Genomic DNA, 23,243 nt, shown 5'->3' on the forward strand with positions numbered 1-23,243 from the left:
CTGCCCCGTGTAGCCTCTCGCTCAGGGTGGCGTCGGTGTCGGCGCGGCCAGGGGAGCAGCGCAGCCATGAGGTCGATCGCCCAATCCGCGATGCGGCTGTGGCAAAACGCAGAGCGCTCACGCGCTTTGCTGCCGATCATGGCCGGTATCTGTCTCGCCTGCATCGGCAGCGCCATGCTGACCACCGCCGTCTCCCTGCATCTCGGCAAGCCAGGCATTTCGCCCGACGTCGTCCAGATCGTGCTCACCGCCTATCCCGTCGGCTTTTTCGTCGGCTGCCTGGTCACGCGCCCGGCGGTGGCCCATTACGGCCATGAGCGCACCTTCGTGGTGGTCCTTGTGCTGGCGCTGTTGGCGGCGGCAGGCTTCGTCTTCACCGATTTCGTGCCGAGCTGGATCTGCTTTCGCCTGCTGGGAGGCATGTCGATGGCGTCGCTGTTCGTCGTCTGCGAGAGCTGGATCAATCTCTATGCCGAGCAGCACAATCGCGGCGCGATGTTCTCGCTGTATATGCTGACGACGGCGATCGCGGTACTGCTCGGACAACTCCTGGTCGCGCTGGTCGGGCCGCAGTCGCCGCATCTGTTCCCGGTTGCAGCAGCGATGGTGCTGCTGGCGCTGGCGTCTAAATTTGTCGGCGGACGCTGGCCGGCCCTGCCTGCCTCTCCCGCCGAGCCGGATCATGCGAGCGGGCCTGTCAAACGCCTCGGCCCCCTGGCGCTGTTCCGGCTGGCACCGGTGACGGTGGTCGCCATCTTCCAGGGTGGCATCACCAACATGAACATCTTCGTGCTGACGCCGATCTACGGCACCCAGATCGGGCTGTCTGCGGGGACAACGGTCGGACTCGTGACGACCATCAGCATTGCAGGCATGCTGGCGCAGACGCCCGTCGGCTGGCTGTCGGACCGGTTCGAGCGGCGGCTGATCCTGCTGGCGCAAGGCCTGCTGTCGGTCGTGCTGTGCGCCACAATCGCCTGGGTTGGCAATTTTTCCGAGGCGCTGCTGTTCGTGCTGTTCTTCCTCTACGGCGCCACGGCGCTGACGATCTATCCGGTGGCGATGGCATTCGGCGCCTCGCAGCTGCACAGCCGGCACATGGTCGGCGCCTCCGGCACGCTGCTTTTGCTCTACTCGATCGGCAATGTCGCGACGCCAGGCGTGTCCGCCGGCTTGATGGCGCATATGGGTGCGCCGGCGATGTTCCTGCTGCTGGGCGGCGGCGCGGTTCTGGTGACGCTTGCCGCCTGCTACAATCTCCTGCGCCGGCCGGTCTCGGGGCCGATCGTGCAAGCCGTCGAGGACCGGGTGTGATGACGACCGCCATGAACCGCCTGCAAGACAGCGTCATCCTGATCGCGGGTGCCGCGAGCGGCATCGGCGCCGCGATCGCCGAGCGGTGCATCGCTGAGGGCGCAAGGGTAGTCTGCGCCGACTACGATCTCGAACCTGCAACCCAGCTTGCCGAAACGCTTGGCCCTTCGGCTGCGGCCTGCCAATGCGACGTGACGGATAGCGATTCCGCCCAGGCCGCTGTCGAGTTCGCCAGACAGAAATTCAACCGGCTGGACGGGCTGGTGCACAATGCCGCCGCACCGTCGACCAGCGCCACTGTCGTCGATCTCGACGAGAGCGCGTGGCGGCGCGAGATCGATGTCGGCCTGACCGGCGCGTTCCTGATGAGCAAGCACGCGGTGCCGCTGATCGCGGCCGGCGGCGGTGGTTCGGTTGTCTTCATCGGCTCGCAATTCGGTCGCGTCGCCACCACAAAGGCAGTCGCCTACTGCGCCGCCAAGGCCGGACTGATCCATCTCGCCAAGGCGATGGCCGTCGACCACGCCGCCGACAAGGTGCGCGTCAACAGCCTCTCGCCGGGCGCGGTGGCAACGACGCGGCTGTTGCGCCGCTTTAGGGATTTCGAGGCGGCCAATGCCACGCTCGGACCGGCGCATCTGCTTGGCCGGATCGCCGAGCCGGAGGAGGTCGCGGCAGCAGCTGCCTTCCTGCTTTCGCGGGATGCATCCTTCGTCACCGGCTCCGATATGCTCGTGGATGGCGGCTATGCGACGCGCTGAATTCTTCAGATCGATTTCAAAGGAGTTCCCATGACGCTTCTCGTCACCGGCGGCACCGGCTTTGTCATGAGCGTGGTAGCGCGTGAATGGCTGAACAGCGATCCGCACGCCCGCGCCGTTATCCTCGACCGGTCGGGGCTCGACGCGATTGCGGAAAAATTCTTCGCGCCGGTGCGCGACCGCCTAACCGTGCTGACCGCCGACATACTGGATCCCAAGCAATGGGCTTCGGCACTCGACGCGCATGGAATCACCGCAATTGTCCATGGCGCGACGGTGACGCCGAACTCGCGCCCGAGCGACCCGACGCAGCCTCCCGAGGCCAACGATCCGGCGACCATCGTCGACGTCAATCTGATGGGCACGGTGCGGATGCTGGAATGGGCGCGCGGCCGCCCCGGCATCAAGCGCTTCGTCTATGTGAGCTCCGGTTCGGTCTATCGCCACAACGGGCCGGACTGGGCCGGCGAGCCGCTGCCCGAGGATGGCTATGTCGCGCCGCTGACGCTTTATGGCATCTCGAAATTCGCCGCGGAAATGGTCACCAACCGTTATGCCGACCTGTTCGGTCTGTCCGCCATTTCGGTCAGGCTGTCCTCGGTCTATGGGCCGATGGACCGCGTCACCGGCAGCCGCAATGTGCGCCATCTGCCGAACCGCATCGCGCATATGGCGCTCAGCAACGAGACGATCCGGCCGAACAGTCTCGAGCCGCTCGGTGACTATGTGCTGTCGAGCGACGTCGCCAGGGCCGTCATGGCGCTGCTCGATGCCGAAGATTTGCGCTATCGGCACTACAATATCGGCAGCGGCGGCACGCAGACGGTCGGCGACTTCATCGGCTGGGCTGCCGAGCGCTTCCCCGGCCTGAAGAGCGAAGTCAGCCCGCAAGAGACGGCGAACATCGTCATGAACGCAACGCTGAAGACGGGCATGTGGGGCGAATATGACCTTGCCCGCATCGAGCGTGATACCGACTGGCGGCCGACGCCGGCGAAGCAGGCCTTCCACGATTACATCGACTGGATCGCCGCCAACGAACGCTGAGGAGCTAGAGCGATGCCGACCGATTTTCAGCAACCGCGCGACTTCGTCGGCTACGGCCCGCATCCGCCTTTCATGACCTGGCCGGGCGGCGTCAAGCTCGCCATCAATCTGGTGCTCAATTACGAAGAGGGCTCGGAGTACTCCTGGCTCGAGGACGGCCGCAACGACAATTGGGGCGAGTATAATCTCACGTCCAGCCCGCCGGTGCGCGACCTCGGCACCGAGACCCATTTCGAATATGGCAGCCGGGCCGGTGTCTGGCGGCTGGCGCGGCTGTTCGACCGCTACGACATTCCGATCACCGTCTCCGCCTGCGCGGTCGCGCTGGAGCGCAACCCGACGGTGGCCGAATGGATGAATGCGCGCGGGCACGATCTGCTTGGCCATGGGCTGCGCTGGATCGACTACACGACGATGGAGCGCAGCGAGGAAGAGCGCCAGCTGCACGAGGCGATTGCGCTCTACGAAAGGCTGATGGGCAGGCGTCCGCTGGGCTGGAACTGCCGCTCGCTGCCGAGCGTCAACACGCGCGATCTGCTGGTGCGCGAAGGCGGGTTTCTCTACCACTCCGATCCGTGCAATGACGACCTGCCGTATTTCCTCAACCACCAAGGCGCGGAAATCCTGGTCGTGCCCTATTCCAAGACCCTCAACGACAGCCGCTATCTCGTCGCGCCGGGCTACAGCAATCCGCGCGACTTCGCGCAGGATTGCCGCTCGGCCATCGACTATATGCTCGACGAAGCCGACGAGACCGGCGGCCGCATGCTGACGATCGGCATCCATGCGCGCTGGATGGGCCAGCCCAACCGTGCCTCGGGGCTGCGCGAAGTGATCGAGCACGTGAAGACAAAACCGGACGCTGCCTTCATGCGGCGCGAAGACATTGCCCGCTTCTGGCTGGAGAACCATGCCGGCTTCGAGCGGCGCGGCTCACGAGAGCGAGGCGCATGTTCGAGACGCTGATCAGGGGCGCGACCGTTGTCAACGCCGAGAGGCAGGAACGGCGCGATGTCGGCATTGTCGGCGGCCGGATCGCGGCGCTGATCACACCCGGCGGAACAGCTGAAGCCGCGACGGTAGTGGATGCCTCGGGCTGCCTGCTCCTGCCCGGCCTGGTCGACGCGCATGCGCATCTGCGCGAGCCTGGCCTCACGCACAAGGAGGATTTTTCCTCGGGCACCCATGCGGCGGCACTTGGTGGCGTCACGACGGTGCTCGACATGCCGACCGACGAGCCATGGACGGCCAGCGCGGAACAGCTCGCCGACAAGATGGCGACGGCGACAGGCCGTCTCCATGTCGATGTCGGCTTCCAGGCCGTGGTCAGCCGCGATCTGTCGCGCATTGCCGGCCTGCTCGCGCTCGCACCGGTGTCGTTCGAATTGTTCACCTCCGATGTGCCGGAGGCCTTCCTGTTTCGCAATTTCGAGATGGTTGCCGAGGCACTCAGACATTTCGGCCATGCCGATACGCTGATCGGCATTTCGCCGGGCGATCAATCGATGCTGACCGGCGCCAATGAGCGCAACAAGACGGGGACCATCGCGGCCTTTCTCGACAGTCGGCCACCGCTGGCGGAAGCCGGCGGCGTTGCGCGCGCCGTGCTTGCCGCCGCCGCGACCGGCGCGCGTATCCATGTCCGGCAGATCAATTCGGAACCGGGCGTCGAAGCGTGGAGCCGGCTGCGCGACAGGGCGGATGCCAGCGTCGAGACCACACCGCAGAACCTGTTCTTCACCGCCGACGATTACGAGACGCAAGGCGCCAGGCTGAAGGGCTCGCCGCCGTTACGGTCGCGGCAGGATGTCGAAGCCTTGCGCGCGGCCCTGAAGGGTGGGCTGATCGATATCGTCGCCACCGACCACGCGCCGCATGCGCTGGCCGAGAAGGCCGCCGCCTACACCGCTTTCGCCGATATCCCCGGCGGCATGCCGGGGCTGCAGACGCTGCTGCAGGTGATGCTGAAGCTCGTTGATGAGGGGCTGATTAGCTATGCTGATGTGGTGCGGATGTGCGCGCGCAATCCGGCCGAGCGTTTCGGGCTCGGCAAGCGCAAGGGGCGCATCGCCACCGGCTACGACGCCGACCTGCTGATCGTCGACCCGCGCCTGTCCAGTTCCATCTCGGACGCCGATCAGGTTTCCCGCGCGGCATACACGCCGTTCGACGGCTGGAGCGTCAAGGCGCGGCTGACCAATGTGTTTCTGCGTGGGCGACAGATCGTGCGCGATCAGGTGCTGACCGGTGCGGGGCAAGGCAAGGTCGTGCGCCGGGAACACTAGAGCGGCTCACCGTTTTAGGGAAACGAACCGCTCTACCTCTTGTTTTACGCAATCCCCAAGGGAAAGCGCTCACACTTTCCTGGAATTTGCTCAAAGGAGAAAAAATGCCGCTGCTCGAGAACAAGGTCGCGATCGTCACTGGAGGAAGCTCCGGCATCGGCCGCGCCATCGCGCTGAAATTCGCGGCCGAAGGCGCTGCCGTCGTCATTGCCGATATCGCCGAATTGCCGATCGAAGGCGGCCAGAGCACCGTCGATCTGATCCAGTCGGCCGGTGGGACAGCGATGCATGTCGCGACCGACATTGCGGACTGGAACGCGGTCGATGCGCTGGTCGGCGCGACGACCGCGCGTTTCGGCCGGCTCGATGTGATGGTCAACAATGCCGCCATCTACACCAGCACCAACCTGGTCGAGACCACGCCTGAGCAATGGAACCGCGTGATCGGCGTCAACCTCACAGGCTTCTTCTACAGCTCCAAGCGCGCCGTCATGCAGATGCTGACCCAGGCGCCGGTGAACGAAGTTCGCGGCCGCATCATCAACGTTTCCTCGCAGCACGGCATGGTCGCCTGCCCCGGCGATTTTCCCTATTCGGTGAGCAAGGGCTCCATCGTGCAGATGACGCGGCAGATCGCCGTCGACCACGCCGGTGACCTCATCGTCTGCAATGCGATCGCGCCCGGCAAGATCATCACCGGCAAGCCGGGTGTCGCCAACGATCCCGATGCGCTCGCCTATTCACGCAGCCGCACGCCCTGGCCGCGGCTCGGCACCCCGAATGACGTCGCTGGTGCCGCGCTGTTTCTTGCCAGCGATATGGCAAGCTACGTCACCGGCATCAATCTGATGGTGGATGGCGGCTGGATGGCGGGTTGATCGTGCGGAACAATGCCTCGTAATGCGCCATAAGCCAAACCTGCAATCTTAGCGCCAGCTCATATGGTCATGCGCCACCCTACAGGCACAGTGCGATGCCGTCATTGGCCCTTGAACGGCCAAAATGGAGGCGTACCATCCCAGCATCTGAAACTGAGTCTGCTTTCATTCGTCCGGGCTAATGTCCGGATCGGGCTGGATATTTTTCCTTGAATACGGATGCAACCAGCGGCGCGGCGAAGCGCGGCAAATCGTTTGCCCATGTGGCGGAGGCGTCCTGGGGCAAGGGCCTCAGCACGCTGCTGCGCATCGTGCGCATGACGCTGCGCCATCCCTGGCAGGTGGCGATCACCATCGTCTCGACGTTCATCGCCGCGACGCTGCAGCTGTTCATCCCGCGCCTGCTTGGCCACGCCATCGACCAGGCGCAAGGCGTGATGCAGGCCGGCGGCGGCGCGGCGGCAGAGCAGGCGCTGTGGACGACAGCGATCACGCTGCTCGTCGTCAGCATCCTGCGCGGCCTCTTCACCATGGCGCAGAATTATTACGGCGAGGCCGTCGGCCACCGCACCGGCTATGAATTGCGGCTCGCCTTCTACGAGAAGATCCAGCGGCTGAGTTTCTCCTTCCATGACCGGGTGCATACCGGCGACCTGATCACGCTCGGCCTGCTCGACCTCGACGGCGTGCGGATGTTCTTTTCCACCGGCATACTGCGCGTCGTGCTGCTCGGCGTGCTGATCGGCGTCGGCTCGTACCTGCTGATCAGCACCGACCTCGAACTCGGGCTCTTGAGCCTCAGTTTCGTGCCGTTCGTGGCCTGGCGGTCCTCGGTTACCCAGCTCAGGCTGCGCAGCACCTGGCTGACGCTGCAGGAGCGGCTGTCGGTGCTGAGCCGGGTGATGGACGAGAATCTCGGCGGCATCCGCGTCGTCCGCGCCTTCGCCGCGCAGCGGCATGAGTTGGAAAAGTTCGACCGCGCAAAGCGGTCGGCATTGGAGCTTGCCAATGAGCGCGTCGACATTCGCGTCTCCAACACCAGCGCCATGAATTTCTCCTTCCTGGCGGCCATGGGGCTGGTGTTGTGGTTCGGCGGCCAGAAGGTGATCGCCGGCGAGATCAGCGTCGGCACGCTGGCCCAGTTCCTCACCTTCATGACCATCCTGCAGATGCCGGTGCGCCAGCTCGGCCTGATGGTCAACTCGTTCGCCCGCGCCTCGACCTGCGGCACCAGGCTGTTCGAACTGCTCGACGCCGAACTCGACATCCAGGATGCGCCTGGTGTCAAGGATCTCGTCGTCAGCGAAGGCGTGCTGCGCTTCGACAATGTCGGCTTCCGCTATGCGGGCGTGGGCGGCCGGCCGGCGCTGTCGGGCATCTCGTTCGAGGCGAGGTCCGGCGAGACCGTTGGCATTGTCGGCCCGCCGGGCAGCGGCAAGTCGACCATCGCACATCTGATCCCGCGCTTCTATGACGTGACGTCTGGTGCGATCACCATTGACGGGCAGGATATCCGCGCGGTGACGCTGCAGTCGCTGCGCAAAGCGGTCGGCGTCGTGCAGCAGGACGCGTTCCTGTTCACCACCTCGATCGAGAACAACATCGCCTATGGCAATCCCTGGGCGCGCGAGACCCGCATCGGGCAGGCCGCCGAATATGCCCAACTGCACAACTATATTATCGGCCTTCCCGCCGGCTACACCACGGTCGTCGGCGAACGCGGCGCGTCGCTTTCCGGCGGCCAGCGGCAGCGCCTGACCATCGCCCGTACACTGATGCTGCGACCTTCCGTTCTGGTGTTCGACGATTCCACCGCGGCCGTCGATGCCGGCACCGAGCAGCGGATCCGAACGGCGATGAAGCGCTTCGCCAAGGACCGCGTGACGCTGATCATCTCGCACCGGCTGAGCTCGCTGATGCATGCCGACCAGATCCTGTTTGTTGAGAACGGCCGCATCGCCGAACGCGGCACGCACCAGGAATTGCTGGCGCAGGGCGGACGCTACCGCGCGCTTTACGACCTGCAGCTGCGGCCGGATGACGACCTGCCTGTGGCCGTGGGAGCCGCATGATGTCGACACAGAATGACGACGAGAAAGAAGATACCAGCGGCCGGCCGACCAAGGCCGTGGTCGGCTCGCACCGCGACGAGGAAGAGGTTTTCGGCAAGGTCTACGATCCGCGCATCGTGCGCCGCATCTGGAGCTTCGTAAAACCGTATCAGGGCCGGATCTTCATCTCGGTTGCGGCGGTGCTGGTGTTCACGCTGACGCAGCTGGCGATCCCGCTGGTCATCCGCTACGCCATCGACCACGGCATGGCGGCAGGCAAGGCAGACCGCTCGGTGATGAACTGGGCGATCGGCGCTTTCGCACTGATCATCCTGATCAACTATGCCGCCAGCTATGTGCAGGAAAGCGTCGTCGGCAAGGTGGCCGAGAGTGTGCTGTCGGACCTGCGCCGTGCCATGTTCAGCCATCTGCAGCGCGTCTCATTGAGCTTCATGGACAAGACCGAAGTCGGACGGCTGATGTCGCGCCTGCAAGGCGACGTCAATTCGATGCAGGAATTCCTCGAGACCTCTGTCATGTCGGTGGGCGACATCGTGCTTCTGTTCGGCATCGTCAGCGTTCTGTTGTGGCTCGATTTCCGACTTGGGCTGCTGACGCTGTCGACCATGCCGGCGCTGTTCATCGTGCGCCTGTTCTGGCTGCCGCGCGCCAAGATCGCCTTCATGGCCGCGCACGAGACCAATTCGATCGCCAACGGTGCACTCGCCGAAGGCATCCATGGCGTTCGCACCGTGCAGAGCCTGGAGCGCCAGCACGTCAATTTCGATCTCTATGACGAGAAGGTGCTGGCCAATCTGAGGACGCATCTGACCTCGGCAAAGTATGCGCAGGTGATGGTGCCGATCGTCGACACGCTGACCGGCATCGCCATGGCCACCGTCATTGTCGTCGGCGGTTCGATGGTGCTGTCGCACAGCCTCGACATCGGCGTCATGGTGGCGTTCCTGTTCTACATCCAGCGCTTCTTCGACCCGATCCGCTCGCTCACCATGCAGTACTCGGTCATGCAGCGCGCCATGGCTTCGGGCCAGCGCATCTCCGAAGTGCTCGACGTCCCGGTCGACGTCAGCGACAGGCAAGGCGCGGTGGCGCTGACGCGCGACATGGACGGTTCGGTCGAATTCCGGAACGTCACCTTCGGCTACCGGCAGAACCAGCCGGTGCTCAAAAATGTCTCGTTCCGCGTCAATCCAGGCGAGACCGTGGCCCTGGTCGGGCCGACCGGATCGGGCAAGTCGAGCTGCATGGCGCTGGTGCACCGTTTCTACGATGTCTGGTCGGGCGAGGTGCTGGTCGGCGGGCACGATGTCCGCGACGTGACGCAGGACTCGCTCGGCGATCAGGTGGCGATGGTGCTGCAGGAGCCATTCCTGTTTTCGGGAACGGTGCTGGAAAACATCCGCTACCACAAGACATCAGCAACCCGCCAAGAGGTGGTGCGCGCCGCACAAGCGGTGGGTGCGCACGATTTCATCGAGCATCTGTCCGACGGCTACGACACCGAGCTCGAACAGCGCGGCGGCAATCTCTCGCTTGGCCAGCGCCAGTTGATCAGTTTTGCGCGCGCGCTGGTCGCCGACGCCAAGATCCTGGTGCTGGACGAGGCCACGGCGAGCATCGATTCCTACACCGAGATGCTGATCCAGAAGGCGCTGCTCACGCTGCTGGAAGGCCGCACCGGGCTGGTCATCGCCCACCGGCTGGCCACCATCCGCGGCGCCGACCGCATCATCGTGCTGCAGAACGGCGAGATCGTCGAAAGCGGCAATCACGACCAGCTAATGGCGGCGAAAGGCCTCTACGCGCGACTCTACAACATGAACTACGCCTCGTTCGACGACATTGCCGAGGAAGACATAAGCGCACCGGCCGGCGAGGCGACGTGATTGCCGCCGGCTGAACTCGACTGCCGCCGCTACCGCCAGGCGGAGTTGCGAATATTCCTTGTCGTGCCTTCCAGCGCAACTCGGTGTCACGCCCGCCGCCTACCGGCGCGTTCTATGAGTCGCAGACCGTGCCTTGAAAAGCCGGCAATCCGCTGCCGTTGGCTCCTTAGCCGTCAAACAGAACCGAGACGTGGGAACAGGAAGGCTTGCCGCGAGTTTCTTCCTTCGAAGCCGCGCGGCGTGAATGGCGCGGCAGCGCAAGGAGACGGCATATGGGCCTGGGTACCATTCTTATTATCATCCTGATCATCGCGTTGCTCGGCGGCTTCAGCGGCCTCGGCGGCGGACCGTTTTACGGCACCGGCTACTATGGCGGCGGCGGTCTCGGGCTGGTGCTGATCATCGTCATCATCCTGGTTGTTCTCGGACGCATATAGCGTCGCCAGCGGCCACCGAAGCTCGGAGCTACGGCGGCCGCTCTTCGCTTGAAGACCTTTGGTTGGCAGACTTTGCCGGCGTCTGGAGACATTGGTGGCCCGCAAACTCGACCTGCGCAGCGGCCGGCCGGTCTGGTTTGCCTATCGGGCGCCATCGGTGCCGACGGAAAGACTGACCCGCGACGTCAAGACCGACGTGTTGATCGTCGGCATGGGGATCAGCGGCGCCATGGTCGCCGAAACGCTGACCGCCTCCGGTCATTCTGTCATCTGCATCGACCGTCGTGGTCCGCTGCTGGGGTCGACCTCGGCAACCACCGCCCTGGTGCAGTTCGAACTCGATCAGCCGCTGACGAAACTTTCGGCGATGGTCGGCAAGGCCGATGCCGGACAGGCATGGCGGCGCTCGCGCCTTGCGGTGTCCAACCTTGGCGGTCGGATCGCCGAACTCGGCATCGACTGCAACCTGACACCATCTTCCGCACTCTATGTCGCCGGCGATGTGCTCGACCCCTCTACACTGCGCGACGAGGCAGAGGCGCGCCGGCAGGTCGGCATCGGCGCAAGCTACCTCACCCGCAAGGCGCTCACCGACAGCTTCGGCATCGACCGTGCCGGCGCCATTCTTAGTCACGGCAATCTCGCGCTCGACCCGCGCAAACTGACTGCCGGCCTGCTGCTGAAAACCCTGCAGCGCAAGGCGCGTTTCTATGCGCCGGTGCAGGCGACAGCGATCGAGGACAGAAGCGATCAGGTCGTCGTCGCCACCAGTCTCGGGCCGACGATCACCGCGGGGCATCTGGTGCTGGCCACCGGTTACGAGCTAACCGACATCATCCCGAAGACCGCGCACAGCGTCGTGTCGACCTGGGCGATCGCCACGGCGCCGCAACCGAAAAACATATGGCCGGGCGCGGCGCTGATCTGGGAGGCGTCGGAGCCATACCTATACCTGCGCGCGACGGAAGATGGCCGCGTCATCTGCGGCGGCGAGGACGAGGACTTCACCGACGAGGGACGCCGCGATGAGTTGATCGCCGACAAGGCGCAGCGTCTGACGAAGAAGCTGCATCGTTTGCTGCCGCGGCTCGACGCGCGGCCCGAATTCGCCTGGACCGGCTCGTTCGGAACGACCAGCACCGGCATGCCCTATATCGGCGCCCTGCCCCGGCATCCGCGCATCCATGCCGTGATGGGTTATGGCGGCAACGGCATCACCTTCTCGCAGATCGCTTCGGAGATCGTCGCCTCGGCGATCGGCGGTGTAGAAGATGCGGACGCGAAGCTGTTTTCATTCAGCCGATCCTGATCGGACGCTTTCGCCCACGCCGCGGTTCAGGCAATGAGTTCTACAGCACCGCGGATGAAGCTTCCGTCTTCAACCGGCCAGTGCATTTCAGGGTGTGCAACTGCTGACGCTTTTGAACGTCATTTCATTTCTGCAATCATATTCTGGAGGCCAGTCGTTGGTAATTCTGGTGCAGTATTGGGCGATTATGGCTTCCGCGCTATACCGGCCAATGAAAATATCAGGCTTTATGGAATTGTCGGTTTGCAGCCCGGAGAAAAAGCTGATGTCCGATCCGCTTTTGCAGGCATAACCGATCATCAGATCGTCTTTCATCCGACCGGCAATCTGAGCGCAGCCTGCCGGTCCAGGAAGTGCATCTGAAATTTGAGTAATCTCCAGGCAGGTTCCGTGTTGCGGTTCACGCCACTTCGAGTTCAAGGCGGGAAGATCATCTGCCAATGACGCCGTTGTCGCCACGCCTAGAAATGCTATCTCGACAATGACAGCAGTCAGGAAAGCTTTCTTCATCGATACCTCTCCCTGTTACGTCCGGGTGAGCATAGCATATTTGCAAGGTCTGGAGTGTGAGCGGCTTTACTGACGGAGATCTACGCGATCGCAGGCTCTACAGAGCGAGAGGTCCGGGTGATGGGCAGAAGCCCTTCATCGCGAAGGCGCATCGGACGTTTCGAGAAACACAGGACAGCCGTCAGGCGAGCGCGGCCTTTCTCGCGCTTGTCGACAAGGGCAGCATCGGCCTGAAAGCCGCAATGGCAGGCACGCCTTACGCCTGAGCTCGCTCAAACCCGCCGTCTCGCTGCCATCAGAAACACCACCAGCACACAGCACAGCAGGCCGAGCGACGATGGCAGTCCCTGATGCCCGGTCAGTTGCATTGCCAGCCCGGCCACCGGCGAGCCGACGATGCCGCCTATGCCCCATACGATTCCGAAGGCGGCATTGCCGGCGATCAAGGCCTGGCCGGTGAAACGCTCGCCGAGCTGGATCAGAGACAGCGTGTAGATGCCGAACGAGACCCCGCCCCAGACGAAGAAAAGCGGCCAGATCAGCCAGGTAGCGAAGAGCAACGGCAACAGCAGGCAACCGGCCAGGCACGCCAGGACGCAGAACAGCATCATCCGCGTCGAGCCGAACCGTTCGGCCGCGCGCCCGAGCACGATCTGCAGCACAGCATTGCCGGCGATGAAACAGGTGATGAGCGACGCGATGCGCTGCTCAGTGCTGCCCAGCGCGGCGCCATAGACCGCGAACAGCGAAAGCAGGACCTGCTCGAAGGCGGCAGCGGTGAAAACCGCGAACAGAAGCAGCGGCGCCAGGGCGAAGAAGCCGCCGACCGATACCGCCTCGCCCTCACGCGGCATGTCGGGCAGGCGCGGCGCGACCGCAAGCACGATCAGGCCGCAGACCAGGAAGGCCGCGCTGCCGATGAGGAAGGGCGGCCACCCTTGCGTGCCCACAAGGCCGAGCGATAGCGGGCCGAGGCCGAAGCCGGCCGAAACAATGGAGGAATAAAGGCCCATGATGCGGCCCCGGCGTGCGGCGGGCGTGATCGAGACCAGCCAGGTTTCGCTGATCATGTAGAGCGGGTTGGCAAAGAAGCCGAGCAGGAAGCGCAGCGGCATCCAGGCCCAGACGTCCTGCGTCCACGCAATCGCGATCAAGGCGGTCGCTGCCAGGATCGAACACAGAACCGCAAAGCGCGCCGCACCCACGCGCCGCACCAGCGCAGGCGTGAAGAGCGACGAGACGATGAAACCCAGGGGCGTCATCGCCGCCGAGAAGCCGATCAGGCCCGGTGTCGTCCCCTGCCGTTCCAGGATGAAGCTGAGCAGCGGATAGGTTAGCCCCTGCGCCACCGCGAACACCGTGACGGTGGCGATGATGCCGGCCATCGCGGCCCATGGGAGCTCGCGCGGTGACGTCGTGTCTTCGGCGCTCATGCAGCCTTCGAAGCAGGATCGGCAAGTTCCGGCAAGTGCAAATCGCGGCAAACCGGTGTTACTCGCGGCATTCGCCTACGCTTGCCAGAAGCGCTTGACGATCTCTGCCTCGACCTGGCGTCTGGTCAGGCCGATATCGTCGATCAGATGCGGATTGGCCTCAGCCTTCTGCTTCAGGTCCCAGCGAAAGCGTATCCGCTCACGCCAGGCCGCAATCATGCTGCGCGGGCCCGTCAGGCACCGGCGCGATGACGCCGCGGGTTTTTCCAGCCAGGCGGTCGGGGCAGAAGCAAGGATATCGTTCATGGCAACCTCCATTCGGCTTGAGGGGCAAGAGAGCCCTCGGTTTGGAAGAGGCTGAATTCTGCAGCATGCGGACGGCGCCGTAATTAAGCCTTCCCAAATAGTTCTCAAAACTTCCAAACCGGTTAGATCACTTCGCCGTTTCACGAAACGGCGAAGTGATCTAACTCTTTGTTTTGACGCAATTCCTCAGGGAAGCGCTACGCGCTCCCCCGGGGAAAACCGCCTCACACTTTTCCTGGAATTGCTCTATATAGATGCGCGTTATGCAAGGAGCGCGCTTTGCCTTTGGTCCGTTCGTGCTTGATCCGGGTGCGGGAACGCTCCTTCGGGACGATGTCCCCGTCGCCGCCGGTCATCGCGGACTGCAACTGCTGGCGGCGCTCGTCGCCCGGCCCGGCGAGATCCTGGCCAAGGCCGAGTTGATGGACGCGGCATGGCCAGGCACGGCCGTCGAGGAAGGCAACCTCACGGTCCAGATCGCGCAATTGCGCAAGCTGCTGGGTCCGGCCGCGAATGGCGGGGAATGGATATCGACGGTTCCGCGTGTCGGCTATCGCTTCACCGGCGCCATTGAACAGCTCGGCGATGCAAAGCGACAGGCTTTGGCGCTGCCCGCCAAACCGTCGATAGCCGTGTTGCCCTTCGCCAATTTCAGCAACGACCCCGAGCAGGAAGCCTTCGCCGACGGCTTGACCGAAGACCTCATCACCGACCTGTCCCGGATCGGCGGCCTGTTCGTCATCGCGCGCAACTCGACCTTTGCCTACAAGGGCAAAGCGGTGGATGTGCGCGAGATCGCCAGGGAACTTGGCGTGCGCTATCTCTTGGAGGGCAGCGCCAGACGTGCCGCCGGGCGCGTGCGCATCAACGCACAGCTGGTCGACGCCGTGAGTGGCGAACATTTGTGGGCGGAACGCTTCGATCGCAGCCTGGAAGACATCTTTGCCGTCCAGGACGAGGTGACGGCCAAGATCGTCGAGGCCCTGCTCGGCCGGCTGCGCGCGCCGCCGCCGCGCAATCGGCCCAAGAATATCGAGGCCTATGATCTCTGCGTGCGGGCGCGCAAGCTAATCGAGGAGTCGCCGCAGACGGCGCGGGAAGCCCATCTGATGCTCACGCGCGCGGTTTCCCTCGATCCGGAGTACGCCGAGGCCTATCGCTGGCTTGCCATGAACCACTGGATGGGATGGGTGCATTGGGGCGAACCCATTGAACCCAACCGTAGCATTGCCTTGGAGCTGGCGCGCAGAGCTGTGGCGATCGATCCCAACGATGCCGGCTGTCGCTGGGTGCTCGCCAACCTGCTGGCCTATGAGCGCAGATTCGACGAGGCGGATGCGGAATTCGCCAAGGCGTTCGAGCTCGATCCGAACGAGGCCGACGCCTGGGCGACACTATCCGACATCGCGGTCCTGGCCGGGCAGGTCGGGGAGGGCCTTGAGCACATTCGCAAGGCGTTCCGGCTGAACCCGTTTCCGGCAAGCTGGTACTATCTGATGCTCGGCCAGGCGCAATATGCGGCGCGCGACTACGAAGCCGCTGTCGAGACGCTGCGCAAAGAAGAGACCTATCGCACAAGCTCACGCCGTTTCCTGGCGGCAAGCCTTGCCCAACTCGGCCGGTTTGATGAGGCGCGGGCGGAGGTCGAAATGTTCCTCGTCGCCAACCCGCATTTCACGACCCGCTACTGGGTCATGACCGAGCCACTCCGCGACACTGCCACGCTCGAGCATTTCGTCGATGGCTTCCGCAAGGCCGGCCTTCCGGAGTGACGGACCGCCGGCGACCTGCCGCCTACTATGCCGTCGCCTTGGCGTAGCGGCCGGGCGGCTGGCCGACATGGCGGCTGAAGGCGGTGCTGAAGGTGCTCGCCGAACCGTAGCCGACACGCTCTGCAACTTCGGCGATGTCGATTTCCTGTCGACGCAGCATGTCTTTGGCAAGCGCCATGCGCCAGGCCAGCAGATATTCCATCGGCGGCACGCCGACGCTGCGGCTGAAGCGGTCGAAGAATGCCGACCGGGAGAGCGCTGCTTCCTTTGCCAGTTCCGCCATCGTCCAGGGGCGAGCCGGATCGGCATGCATCTGCCGGATGGCTTCGGCCAGCCGTACGTCCCCCAGGCCACGCAGCAGTCCGGCCGGTGCATCCGGCGTTTGCGTCAGCCGCAAGGATTCGACCAGCAGGATCTCGATCAGCCGGGTCAACACCAGCTCGCGCCCCGACTGGCGTCGGGCCGCTTCCTCGATCAACAGCTTCACCAGGATCGACAGGCGTTCGACGCCGCGGACATGGACCTGATCCGGCAGCAGCGAAACCAGCAGTCCGGAATCCTCGCTATCGAAGACGAAGTAACCGCCAAGGATACGCACGCTCGGCGGGCCATCCTGGTCGCCGTGGCGAACTTCACCCTCAGCCGAGAGCGCCGCGACGTGCGGATCGATGATCTCGGGTATCACGGGCTCAAAACCCGTCATGGTGAAGCCCGGCGTCTTCGGCAGCAGGATGAAATCGCCGGCCTCCAGCGTGAGCGGCTGTTGCCCATCGACGGCCAATCGGCATGCACCCTCGATCACGATGGCGAAGCTCGGATGGCCAAAATCGCCATAACGGACGCCCCAACGGCCGGCGCCGCTGATGCCCTTTGTGAACACGGCTTGAGGCCGGAGCAGTTCAATGATTTCGGAGAGCGGATCGACCATGGAATGGACTGTTCCGAACAAATGGCAAGCCGTCAATTGTCTATAGTCTCGCTGCAAAGCAGCCAGCGCCGTTTTTCGTGGGGTCACCCTTGGTTGTCAGAACCAAAGACGATCGCCTGCCGCCCCTCGGCAGTCCCCGCCTTCAGCCGAACCAACGCGCTGGTTGCCTCGGCCAGCTTGACGCGCTGGACCTGGGCCTCGAACGGTTGCGCCTCATGCAGCTGGATCAGCTCGCGCATCTGTGCGCGCGTGCCGACGCTGGTCCCGGTTATCCAGACACCGCTTGCGGTCAGCCACTCCTGGCTGAGGGGCACCGGCTGCGAGACCATGGCCGCCGCGATGATCCTTCCGCGCGGGCGGATTGCGGCAACCATGGCATCCCAGCTTGCCGGCGTCGGCGCAAAATTGATGCAGACATGGGCGCGCAAATTGGCCGGCCAATTGTTCGCCAGTTCGGACGAGGCAAGCAGGGTGTGCTCGGCGCCGAGAGACGCAACCAAGCGAAGCTTGGCCGCATCCGTATCGACGGCGACGACTGTTGCGCCAAGCCGCCGGGCGATCTGGACGGCATAAAGGCCGAGGCCGCCACAGCCAAAGACGGCGCAGATTTCTCCGGCTTTGACGCCTGCCCTTTGCACCGCGCCAAAGGCGGTCAAGCCCGCGCACATCAACGGCGCCAGCACCGCCGCATCGCCCTCATCTGGCAGTCGCGCGGCAAAACGCGCATCGGCAACGACATATTCGGCGAAGGTGCCTGCAACATCGAAGCCGTGCGCGCGCTGGTGCTGGCAGAAAGACTCCATTTCGGCGTGGCACTCGTCGCAGTCGCCGCAGGTGTCGTGCAGCCAGGCGACGCCGGCACGCTCGCCAAGGCGCCAGTCCGTGACGCCGGCGCCGAGTTGAACCACCTTGCCGACGCCCTCATGGCCGAGAATTGTCGTCAGCTGCCCTGACGCCGGCCGCACGTGGCCTTGCCAGACATGTACATCGGTATGGCAGATGCCGCTGGCTTCCAGGCGAACCAGTATCTCTCCTGGACCGGGTTCCGGCCGCGGCACGCTCATGATGCGCAGCGGCTCACCCACCTTTTCCAGCACGGCTGCGAGCATGCTCTGGTTCATCTAGAGACCCAGAGCGCTTTTCACGGTCGGCAGACCTGGCTGACCGTCAAAGGTCGACACGCCATCCAGCCATTTCACGAGCTTGTCGGGGTTGCGCTTGATCATCTCGCGGGCGGCTTCGTCGGCAGACTTTCCCTCCCCCAGGATCATCCGCATGCCGTAGTTTTCGTAGGTGAGATCGAAGGCCAGATTGGCAAACAGCTTGGCGGCGTTGGGGCATTCCGTCGAAAAGCCCTTGCGGGCGATGGTGCGGACGGTGGCGCCGCCGAAATTCGGCCCGAACTCGATGTCTCCGCCCGACAAATAGGTAATCTTGTAGTCGAGATTCATCGGATGCGGCTCCCAACCCAGGAACACGACCCAGCCCTTGTCGGCCACCGAGTTGGCGACCTGCGTCAGCATTGCCGCCTCGCTGGACTCGATAATCTGCCACTCGCCGAGCCCATGGCGGTTGGCCGCCACCATGTCGAGCAGCGGCTTGTTCGAGCCTGCCTCGATGCCATAGATCTTGCTGCCGAACTTGTCGGCGTGGGCGGCGAGGTCATCGAAGCTTTTGACGCCCTGGTCCGCAACATATTGCGGAACGGCCAGCGTGTATTTGGCGCCCTCGAGATTGACGCCCAGCACTTCGACCGATCCCTCATCGAAATAGGATTTGTATTCCTCGTCCTGAACCGGCCGCCAGTTGCCGAGAAACACATCCATGTCGTTTTCCTTCAGCGCCGAATAGGCGACGCCAAGGCCGAGCAAGGTCTGCGAGGCGTCGTAACCCAGGGCATCGAGGATCACCTCGGCGGTGGTGTTGGTAAGCGCAATGTCGGTCCAGCCAAGATCCGCCATGCGGACCTTCTGGCACTGCGCCGCATCGGCGGCCATGGCGGGCGATGCGATCAACCCGGAAAGCAAGGCAAAGATGACTGTCGTGCGCATTCTTGGTTCCCCATTTTCTTGATGAGACGACTGCCAGCCAACGCTATGGCGTTTGCGCTGTATGTCAATATAGAATCTTGTATTAGCATACAAAAATCTTATTTGCTAGAAAGGGAAATGGCGACTCACGGCAAGCGAACCAGAATCGAGGACATAAGGCGCGTCGAGCTGATCGCGGCCGCGCATCGCGTGTTCCTCGAGCATGGGTTGCAAGGCATGACCTCGGCCCGCATATGCCGCGAGGCCGGCATGTCGCCGGGCATTCTCGCCTACTATTTCAAGGGCAAGGACGAAGTCCTGTTCGGCATGGTGCGCTACAACAACCGCCTGCTGATGGAAGACGTCATCGCGCGGCTGAGTAAGGCCCAAACCAACTGGGCGCGGCTGGAAGCGATCGTCGAGGGGAACTTCCCCGCGCAAGCTTTCACCCGCCCGATCGCCAGCGCCTGGATTTCCGTCTGCGCCGAAGCCGGCGTGAACGAGCAATATGCAAGGCTCCAACGCGTGTTCCACCGGCGGCTGCGCTCCAACCTGGCTTCGGTGTTTGGCGGGATGTTCGATGCAGCGCGCCTGCGCGAGGCGAGCCTCATCATCGCCGCCCTGCTCGACGGGCTCTGGCTGCGCAAGGCAGTGGCCGACGATATCGGACGCGACGAGGCCATCACCCTGGTCTTCACCGGAATTCGCTCCTTGGTGAGCGACAAGGAAGAGAAGCTCCTGCGTTCAGGCCGAGAGCCCAAGCGAGCGGCGGCTCGGCGACGGCGGCAATGAGCCTCTGCCGCACCTGGCGACAACGTCGCCGGCGCGGCAGACATCACGGGGGAACTAGGCAGCCACCGCACGCCGCGCCTGGCTCAATGCCACCGCGTCAGGTCCTGCCGGAAAGCTGATCGTGGCTGACTCATCGTGCGCGGCCTTCCAGACGATCTCGGCGACGTCCTCAGGCACGGTGTGTGCCGTCGGGCGGGTCATCTCTGCAAAGATCTCGCCGGCATAGCCGGCATAGGCTTCGGGGATGAAGCGCTCGATGTAGGACGCAGCATCGCGCGAGAAAGCCGTCGTCGGCCCGTAGCCCGGCTGGACCATCTTCACGCGGATGCCGAAATGATTGAGCTCGTTGGCAAGCGAGGCGGTGAAGCCGTCAATCGCCGTCTTGCTAGCGGTGTAGATGGCGACCAGCGGCATTGGCGCCAGCACGGCGCTGGAGGTGACATTTATGAGCGTGCCCGAACGACGAGAGCGGAACTGCGGGATCACGGCCTGGGTCATGGCCATGACACCGAATGTGTTGGTCTCAAAGATCTGGCGCGCCGTGTCGATCGACGTCGCCTCGAAGGCGCCGAACATACCGATGCCGGCATTGTTGACCAGCACATCGATCGGGCCGGCAGTTTCGACCGCGGCCTTGATGCTGTCGACATTGGTGACGTCGAGCGGCACGATATGGATGCGGTCGGATTTGGGCAGGACATCCTCACGCGGTGTGCGCATGGCGGCGATGACGTTCCAGCCTTTGGCGTGAAAAAGCCTGGCGGTTTCCAGGCCGTAGCCCGACGAGGTTCCAGTGATGAAAGCGGTCTTCATGGCAATCTCCTTCGTTGTGGATGAAGCCAAGATAACCGTGAATTTCGGACTATATACAATCAAAAGTCCTAAACTAGTTTGCATAAGTCCAAATCACGCGGTCGGACGGGCGAGAGCGATAAGGTCCGACAGCTTGTGATGATTTTCTTACCCGCACGAAGCGCGTCCTGCCAGGTCAGTGACCATCGATCCACATGGCGTCCGGCACGACCACCAGCTTGCCGACAAAATCCTTGGCGATGAAGTCGGCCTGCGCCTTGTGGAAATCGGACAGTCTGTAGACACCGCCAACCAGCGGCCGGATTTTCTTCGCCTCGATGTAGCGGACGATGCGGCGGAAATCGGCGCGCGTGCCCTGGCTCGAGCCGTGCAGCTGCAACTGCTTCAGATACATGGTCCGGAGATCGAGCTGCACCACCGGTCCGGCGATGGCGCCGGCGGTGGTGTAGCGGCCTTCGGGCCTCAGGATGCGAAGCAAGTCGTTGAAGATCGCGCCACCGACGAGATCGGCGACCACGTCGATCGGCTGGCCGCCGGTCGCCTCATTCACTGCGGCAGGCAAGTCGGCGACGCCGCGGGTGATGACGGCCTCGGCGCCTATGTCGCGCACCGCCTGTTCCTTGCCCTTGCCGACAACGGCGTAGGGAATGGCGCCGCGCGCTCGCGCCAGCTGCACGATGCCGGAACCGACACCGCCCGAAGCGCCGGTGACCAGCACGCGCTCGCCGGCCTTGAGTGCGGCGCGCTCCAGCATCTGCTCGCCGGTGAGGTAGGCGCAGCAAAAGGTGGCGAGCTCGACGTCGCTCATCTCGGTGTCGACGACATGGGCATTCTCAGCCGGCACCGTCTGGTATTCGGCGTACCCGCCGTCGCGACCGTGGCCCATATAGTCGATGTCGGCGAGTGAATCGTCGTCTCTGTTGTAGATGGAGAAATCGACCATCACCCGTTCGCCGATACGGTCCGGCGAGACGCCTTCGCCCACGGCAGCAATAGTGCCGACCGTATCGGTGCCCTGGATGCGCGGGAACACAAGCCTGTTGCCTTGCCGCCGCCAGGTCGACACGGCGGCAGCATCTTCCTCCGTGCCATAGGCGCCCTGGCGCACCCAGACATCGGTGTTGTTCATGCCGCAAGCGCTAACCTTGACCAACACTTCACCCGGGCCGGGCGCGGGCACTTTCACATCGGTACGGTAGACGAGTTTTTCCGGCCCGCCATGCCCGGTGAGCAGCACGGCGGCCATGGTGGCGGGAAGGGTCTTGGTCATGACATTCATGGTCGAACTCAGAGATTGGCAAACACGCTGTTGACCGCATCGGCGGCCTTCGAGACGACGATGTCGGCTTCTTCGCGCGTCAGGCAGAGCGGCGGCGCGAAACCGAGAATGTCGCCCTGCGGCATGGCGCGGCCGATAACGCCACTGGCGGCAAGTGCCGTCGCCACCTGTGGGCCGATCTTCTGCGAAGCGTCGAAGAACACCCGGTCGTCCTTGTCTGCGACGAACTCGACCGCCGCCAGCATGCCGTCGCCGCGCACATCGCCGACATTCTTGTGGCCGCCGACCGCCTTGGCCAGTTCGGCGCGGAAATAGGCGCCGGTCTCGCGGGCGTTTGTCACAAGGTCCATCTCGTCGATCAGTTCGAGATTGGCGACGCCTGCGGCAACGCAGATCGGATGCGCAGCATAGGTCCAGCCATGGCCGAGCGACCCCAGCTTGTCGGAACCCTGCACCAGCACCTGCCACATCTTGTCGGCCACGATGACGCCCGACAGCGGCGCATAGGCCGAGGTCAGGCCCTTGGCGATGGTGATCAGGTCCGGCTTGATGCCGTAGTGGTCGGAGCCGAACATGGTGCCGAGACGACCGAAGCCCGTCACCACCTCGTCGGCGACCAGCAGCACGTCATACTTCTTCAGCACCGTCTGGATCTTTTCCCAATATCCGGCAGGCGGCGGGACGATGCCGCCGGTGCCCAGGATCGGCTCGCCGATGAAGGCGGCGACGGTTTCGGGGCCTTCGGCCAGGATCATTTCCTGGAGCTTGTCGGCGCAGTGCTGCGAGAACTGCTCCTCGCTCATCGAACGGTCGGCGCGGCGGAAATAGTAGGGCGCCTCGGTGTGCAGCACCGGCGCGCGCGGCAGGTCAAAGGCGTTGTGGAAAAGGTCGAGCCCGGTCAGCGATCCCGTCATCACGCCCGAGCCGTGATAGCCGCGCCAGCGCGAGATGATCTTCTTTTTCTCCGGCCGCCCCAGCACATTGTTGTAGTACCAGATCAGCTTGATGTTGGTTTCGTTGGCGTCCGAACCCGAGAGGCCGAAATAGACGCGGCTCATGCCCTTCGGTGCGCGGTCGATGATCATCTTGGCCAGTGTGATCGAGGCCTCGGTGCCGTGACCTACATAGGCGTGGTAGTAGGCGAGGTTCTTCGCCTGGGTGGCAATGGCATCGGCGATCTTCTGGCGGCCGTAGCCGACATTGACGCAATAGAGGCCGGCAAAGGCATCGATGCTCTTCTTGCCATTGTTGTCCCAGACGGTGACGCCTTCGCCGCCGGCCATGATGCGCGTCGGCGATTCACCGCGCGCATGCGTGCCCATATGGGTCGAGGGATGGAAGAAATAGTCGCGATCCCAGGCGTTGAGTTCGTTGGACTGGTCGAGCATTTT

Annotated in this window: 21 protein-coding genes; 12 read left to right on the top strand and 9 right to left on the bottom strand. The window is 63.7% G+C overall.

Annotated elements, in window-relative coordinates; genetic code table 11:
• The first annotated feature begins 66 nt into the window (after positions 1-66).
• The 10 genes from AC1DXM_RS29915 (at position 67) to AC1DXM_RS29960 (ending at position 11,989) form a co-directional block, all read left to right on the top strand.
• The gene (locus AC1DXM_RS29915) at positions 67-1,314 is read left to right on the top strand and encodes an MFS transporter (RefSeq protein WP_477238868.1); all 1,248 of its coding nucleotides are present in this window, start codon (positions 67-69) and stop codon (positions 1,312-1,314) included.
• A complete protein-coding gene (locus AC1DXM_RS29920; RefSeq protein WP_477238870.1) occupies positions 1,314-2,075 on the top strand; it encodes an SDR family NAD(P)-dependent oxidoreductase in 762 nt (253 codons plus the stop codon). Before AC1DXM_RS29915 ends, AC1DXM_RS29920 begins: the two co-directional genes overlap by 1 nt.
• 30 nt (positions 2,076-2,105) lie before the next feature.
• Positions 2,106-3,122 (top strand): NAD-dependent epimerase/dehydratase family protein, encoded by a 1,017-nt coding sequence (locus tag AC1DXM_RS29925; protein ID WP_477238872.1) that lies wholly within the window; start codon positions 2,106-2,108, stop codon positions 3,120-3,122.
• 12 nt (positions 3,123-3,134) lie between these two features.
• Positions 3,135-4,088 (top strand): polysaccharide deacetylase family protein, encoded by a 954-nt coding sequence (locus AC1DXM_RS29930; protein WP_477238874.1) that lies wholly within the window; start codon positions 3,135-3,137, stop codon positions 4,086-4,088.
• Positions 4,073-5,407, top strand: coding sequence for a dihydroorotase (locus AC1DXM_RS29935; protein WP_477238876.1), 1,335 nt, complete (start codon positions 4,073-4,075; stop codon positions 5,405-5,407). Before AC1DXM_RS29930 ends, AC1DXM_RS29935 begins: the two co-directional genes overlap by 16 nt.
• Before the next feature lie 104 nt (positions 5,408-5,511).
• A complete protein-coding gene (locus tag AC1DXM_RS29940; protein ID WP_477238878.1) occupies positions 5,512-6,285 on the top strand; it encodes an SDR family NAD(P)-dependent oxidoreductase in 774 nt (257 codons plus the stop codon).
• A gap of 209 nt (positions 6,286-6,494) precedes the next feature.
• Positions 6,495-8,357, top strand: a complete 1,863-nt coding sequence (locus AC1DXM_RS29945; protein WP_477238880.1) for an ABC transporter ATP-binding protein — start codon at positions 6,495-6,497, stop codon at positions 8,355-8,357.
• Positions 8,357-10,243 carry an ABC transporter ATP-binding protein gene (locus AC1DXM_RS29950; protein WP_477238882.1) on the top strand — a complete coding sequence of 629 codons (1,887 nt, stop codon included), beginning with the start codon at positions 8,357-8,359 and terminating at the stop codon, positions 10,241-10,243. The genes AC1DXM_RS29945 and AC1DXM_RS29950 overlap by 1 nt, the downstream gene beginning before the upstream one ends.
• A gap of 272 nt (positions 10,244-10,515) precedes the next feature.
• Positions 10,516-10,680, top strand: a complete 165-nt coding sequence (locus AC1DXM_RS29955; protein WP_023667887.1) for a DUF3309 family protein — start codon at positions 10,516-10,518, stop codon at positions 10,678-10,680.
• Between the two features lie 94 nt (positions 10,681-10,774).
• Positions 10,775-11,989: an NAD(P)/FAD-dependent oxidoreductase gene (locus AC1DXM_RS29960; protein WP_477238884.1), complete on the top strand. Its 1,215-nt coding sequence runs from the start codon at positions 10,775-10,777 to the stop codon at positions 11,987-11,989.
• Between the two features lie 87 nt (positions 11,990-12,076).
• Here the strand turns inward: AC1DXM_RS29960 and AC1DXM_RS29965 are convergent, their stop codons facing one another.
• From AC1DXM_RS29965 to AC1DXM_RS29975, 3 genes are all read right to left on the bottom strand, one after another.
• Positions 12,077-12,499, bottom strand: a complete 423-nt coding sequence (locus AC1DXM_RS29965) for a hypothetical protein (RefSeq protein ID WP_477238886.1) — start codon at positions 12,497-12,499, stop codon at positions 12,077-12,079.
• Positions 12,500-12,771: 272 nt separating this feature from the next.
• The gene (locus AC1DXM_RS29970; protein WP_477238888.1) at positions 12,772-13,932 is read right to left on the bottom strand and encodes an MFS transporter; all 1,161 of its coding nucleotides are present in this window, start codon (positions 13,930-13,932) and stop codon (positions 12,772-12,774) included.
• A 75-nt stretch (positions 13,933-14,007) separates the two neighbouring features.
• Positions 14,008-14,238, bottom strand: coding sequence for a DUF1127 domain-containing protein (locus AC1DXM_RS29975; RefSeq protein WP_477238890.1), 231 nt, complete (start codon positions 14,236-14,238; stop codon positions 14,008-14,010).
• Positions 14,239-14,492: 254 nt separating this feature from the next.
• On the opposite strand from AC1DXM_RS29975, the gene AC1DXM_RS29980 reads away from it, so the two are divergent.
• Complete coding sequence (locus AC1DXM_RS29980) at positions 14,493-16,010, top strand: winged helix-turn-helix domain-containing tetratricopeptide repeat protein (RefSeq protein ID WP_477238892.1); 1,518 nt, start codon at positions 14,493-14,495, stop codon at positions 16,008-16,010.
• 25 nt (positions 16,011-16,035) lie between these two features.
• Here AC1DXM_RS29980 and AC1DXM_RS29985 read toward each other — a convergent pair whose 3' ends face one another.
• From AC1DXM_RS29985 to choX, 3 genes are all read right to left on the bottom strand, one after another.
• The gene (locus tag AC1DXM_RS29985) at positions 16,036-16,938 is read right to left on the bottom strand and encodes an AraC family transcriptional regulator (RefSeq protein WP_477238894.1); all 903 of its coding nucleotides are present in this window, start codon (positions 16,936-16,938) and stop codon (positions 16,036-16,038) included.
• A gap of 83 nt (positions 16,939-17,021) precedes the next feature.
• Positions 17,022-18,059: an alcohol dehydrogenase catalytic domain-containing protein gene (locus tag AC1DXM_RS29990; protein ID WP_477238896.1), complete on the bottom strand. Its 1,038-nt coding sequence runs from the start codon at positions 18,057-18,059 to the stop codon at positions 17,022-17,024.
• Complete coding sequence (gene choX / locus AC1DXM_RS29995; protein ID WP_477238898.1) at positions 18,060-18,989, bottom strand: choline ABC transporter substrate-binding protein; 930 nt, start codon at positions 18,987-18,989, stop codon at positions 18,060-18,062.
• A 45-nt stretch (positions 18,990-19,034) separates the two neighbouring features.
• On the opposite strand from choX, the gene betI reads away from it, so the two are divergent.
• Positions 19,035-19,760 carry a transcriptional regulator BetI gene (betI, locus tag AC1DXM_RS30000; RefSeq protein ID WP_477238900.1) on the top strand — a complete coding sequence of 242 codons (726 nt, stop codon included), beginning with the start codon at positions 19,035-19,037 and terminating at the stop codon, positions 19,758-19,760.
• A 54-nt stretch (positions 19,761-19,814) separates the two neighbouring features.
• Here the strand turns inward: betI and AC1DXM_RS30005 are convergent, their stop codons facing one another.
• The 3 genes from AC1DXM_RS30005 to AC1DXM_RS30015 all read right to left on the bottom strand — a co-directional run bounded on the left by AC1DXM_RS30005 (position 19,815) and on the right by AC1DXM_RS30015 (position 23,240).
• Positions 19,815-20,573, bottom strand: coding sequence for an SDR family oxidoreductase (locus tag AC1DXM_RS30005; RefSeq protein WP_477238902.1), 759 nt, complete (start codon positions 20,571-20,573; stop codon positions 19,815-19,817).
• 175 nt (positions 20,574-20,748) lie between these two features.
• Positions 20,749-21,852 carry an alcohol dehydrogenase family protein gene (locus AC1DXM_RS30010; RefSeq protein WP_477238904.1) on the bottom strand — a complete coding sequence of 368 codons (1,104 nt, stop codon included), beginning with the start codon at positions 21,850-21,852 and terminating at the stop codon, positions 20,749-20,751.
• Between the two features lie 8 nt (positions 21,853-21,860).
• On the bottom strand, positions 21,861-23,240 hold the full coding sequence (locus tag AC1DXM_RS30015) for an aminotransferase (protein ID WP_477238906.1): 1,380 nt from the start codon (positions 23,238-23,240) through the stop codon (positions 21,861-21,863).
• Positions 23,241-23,243 lie beyond the last annotated feature (3 nt).

The organism is Mesorhizobium sp. P3_A2, assembly GCF_056403115.1.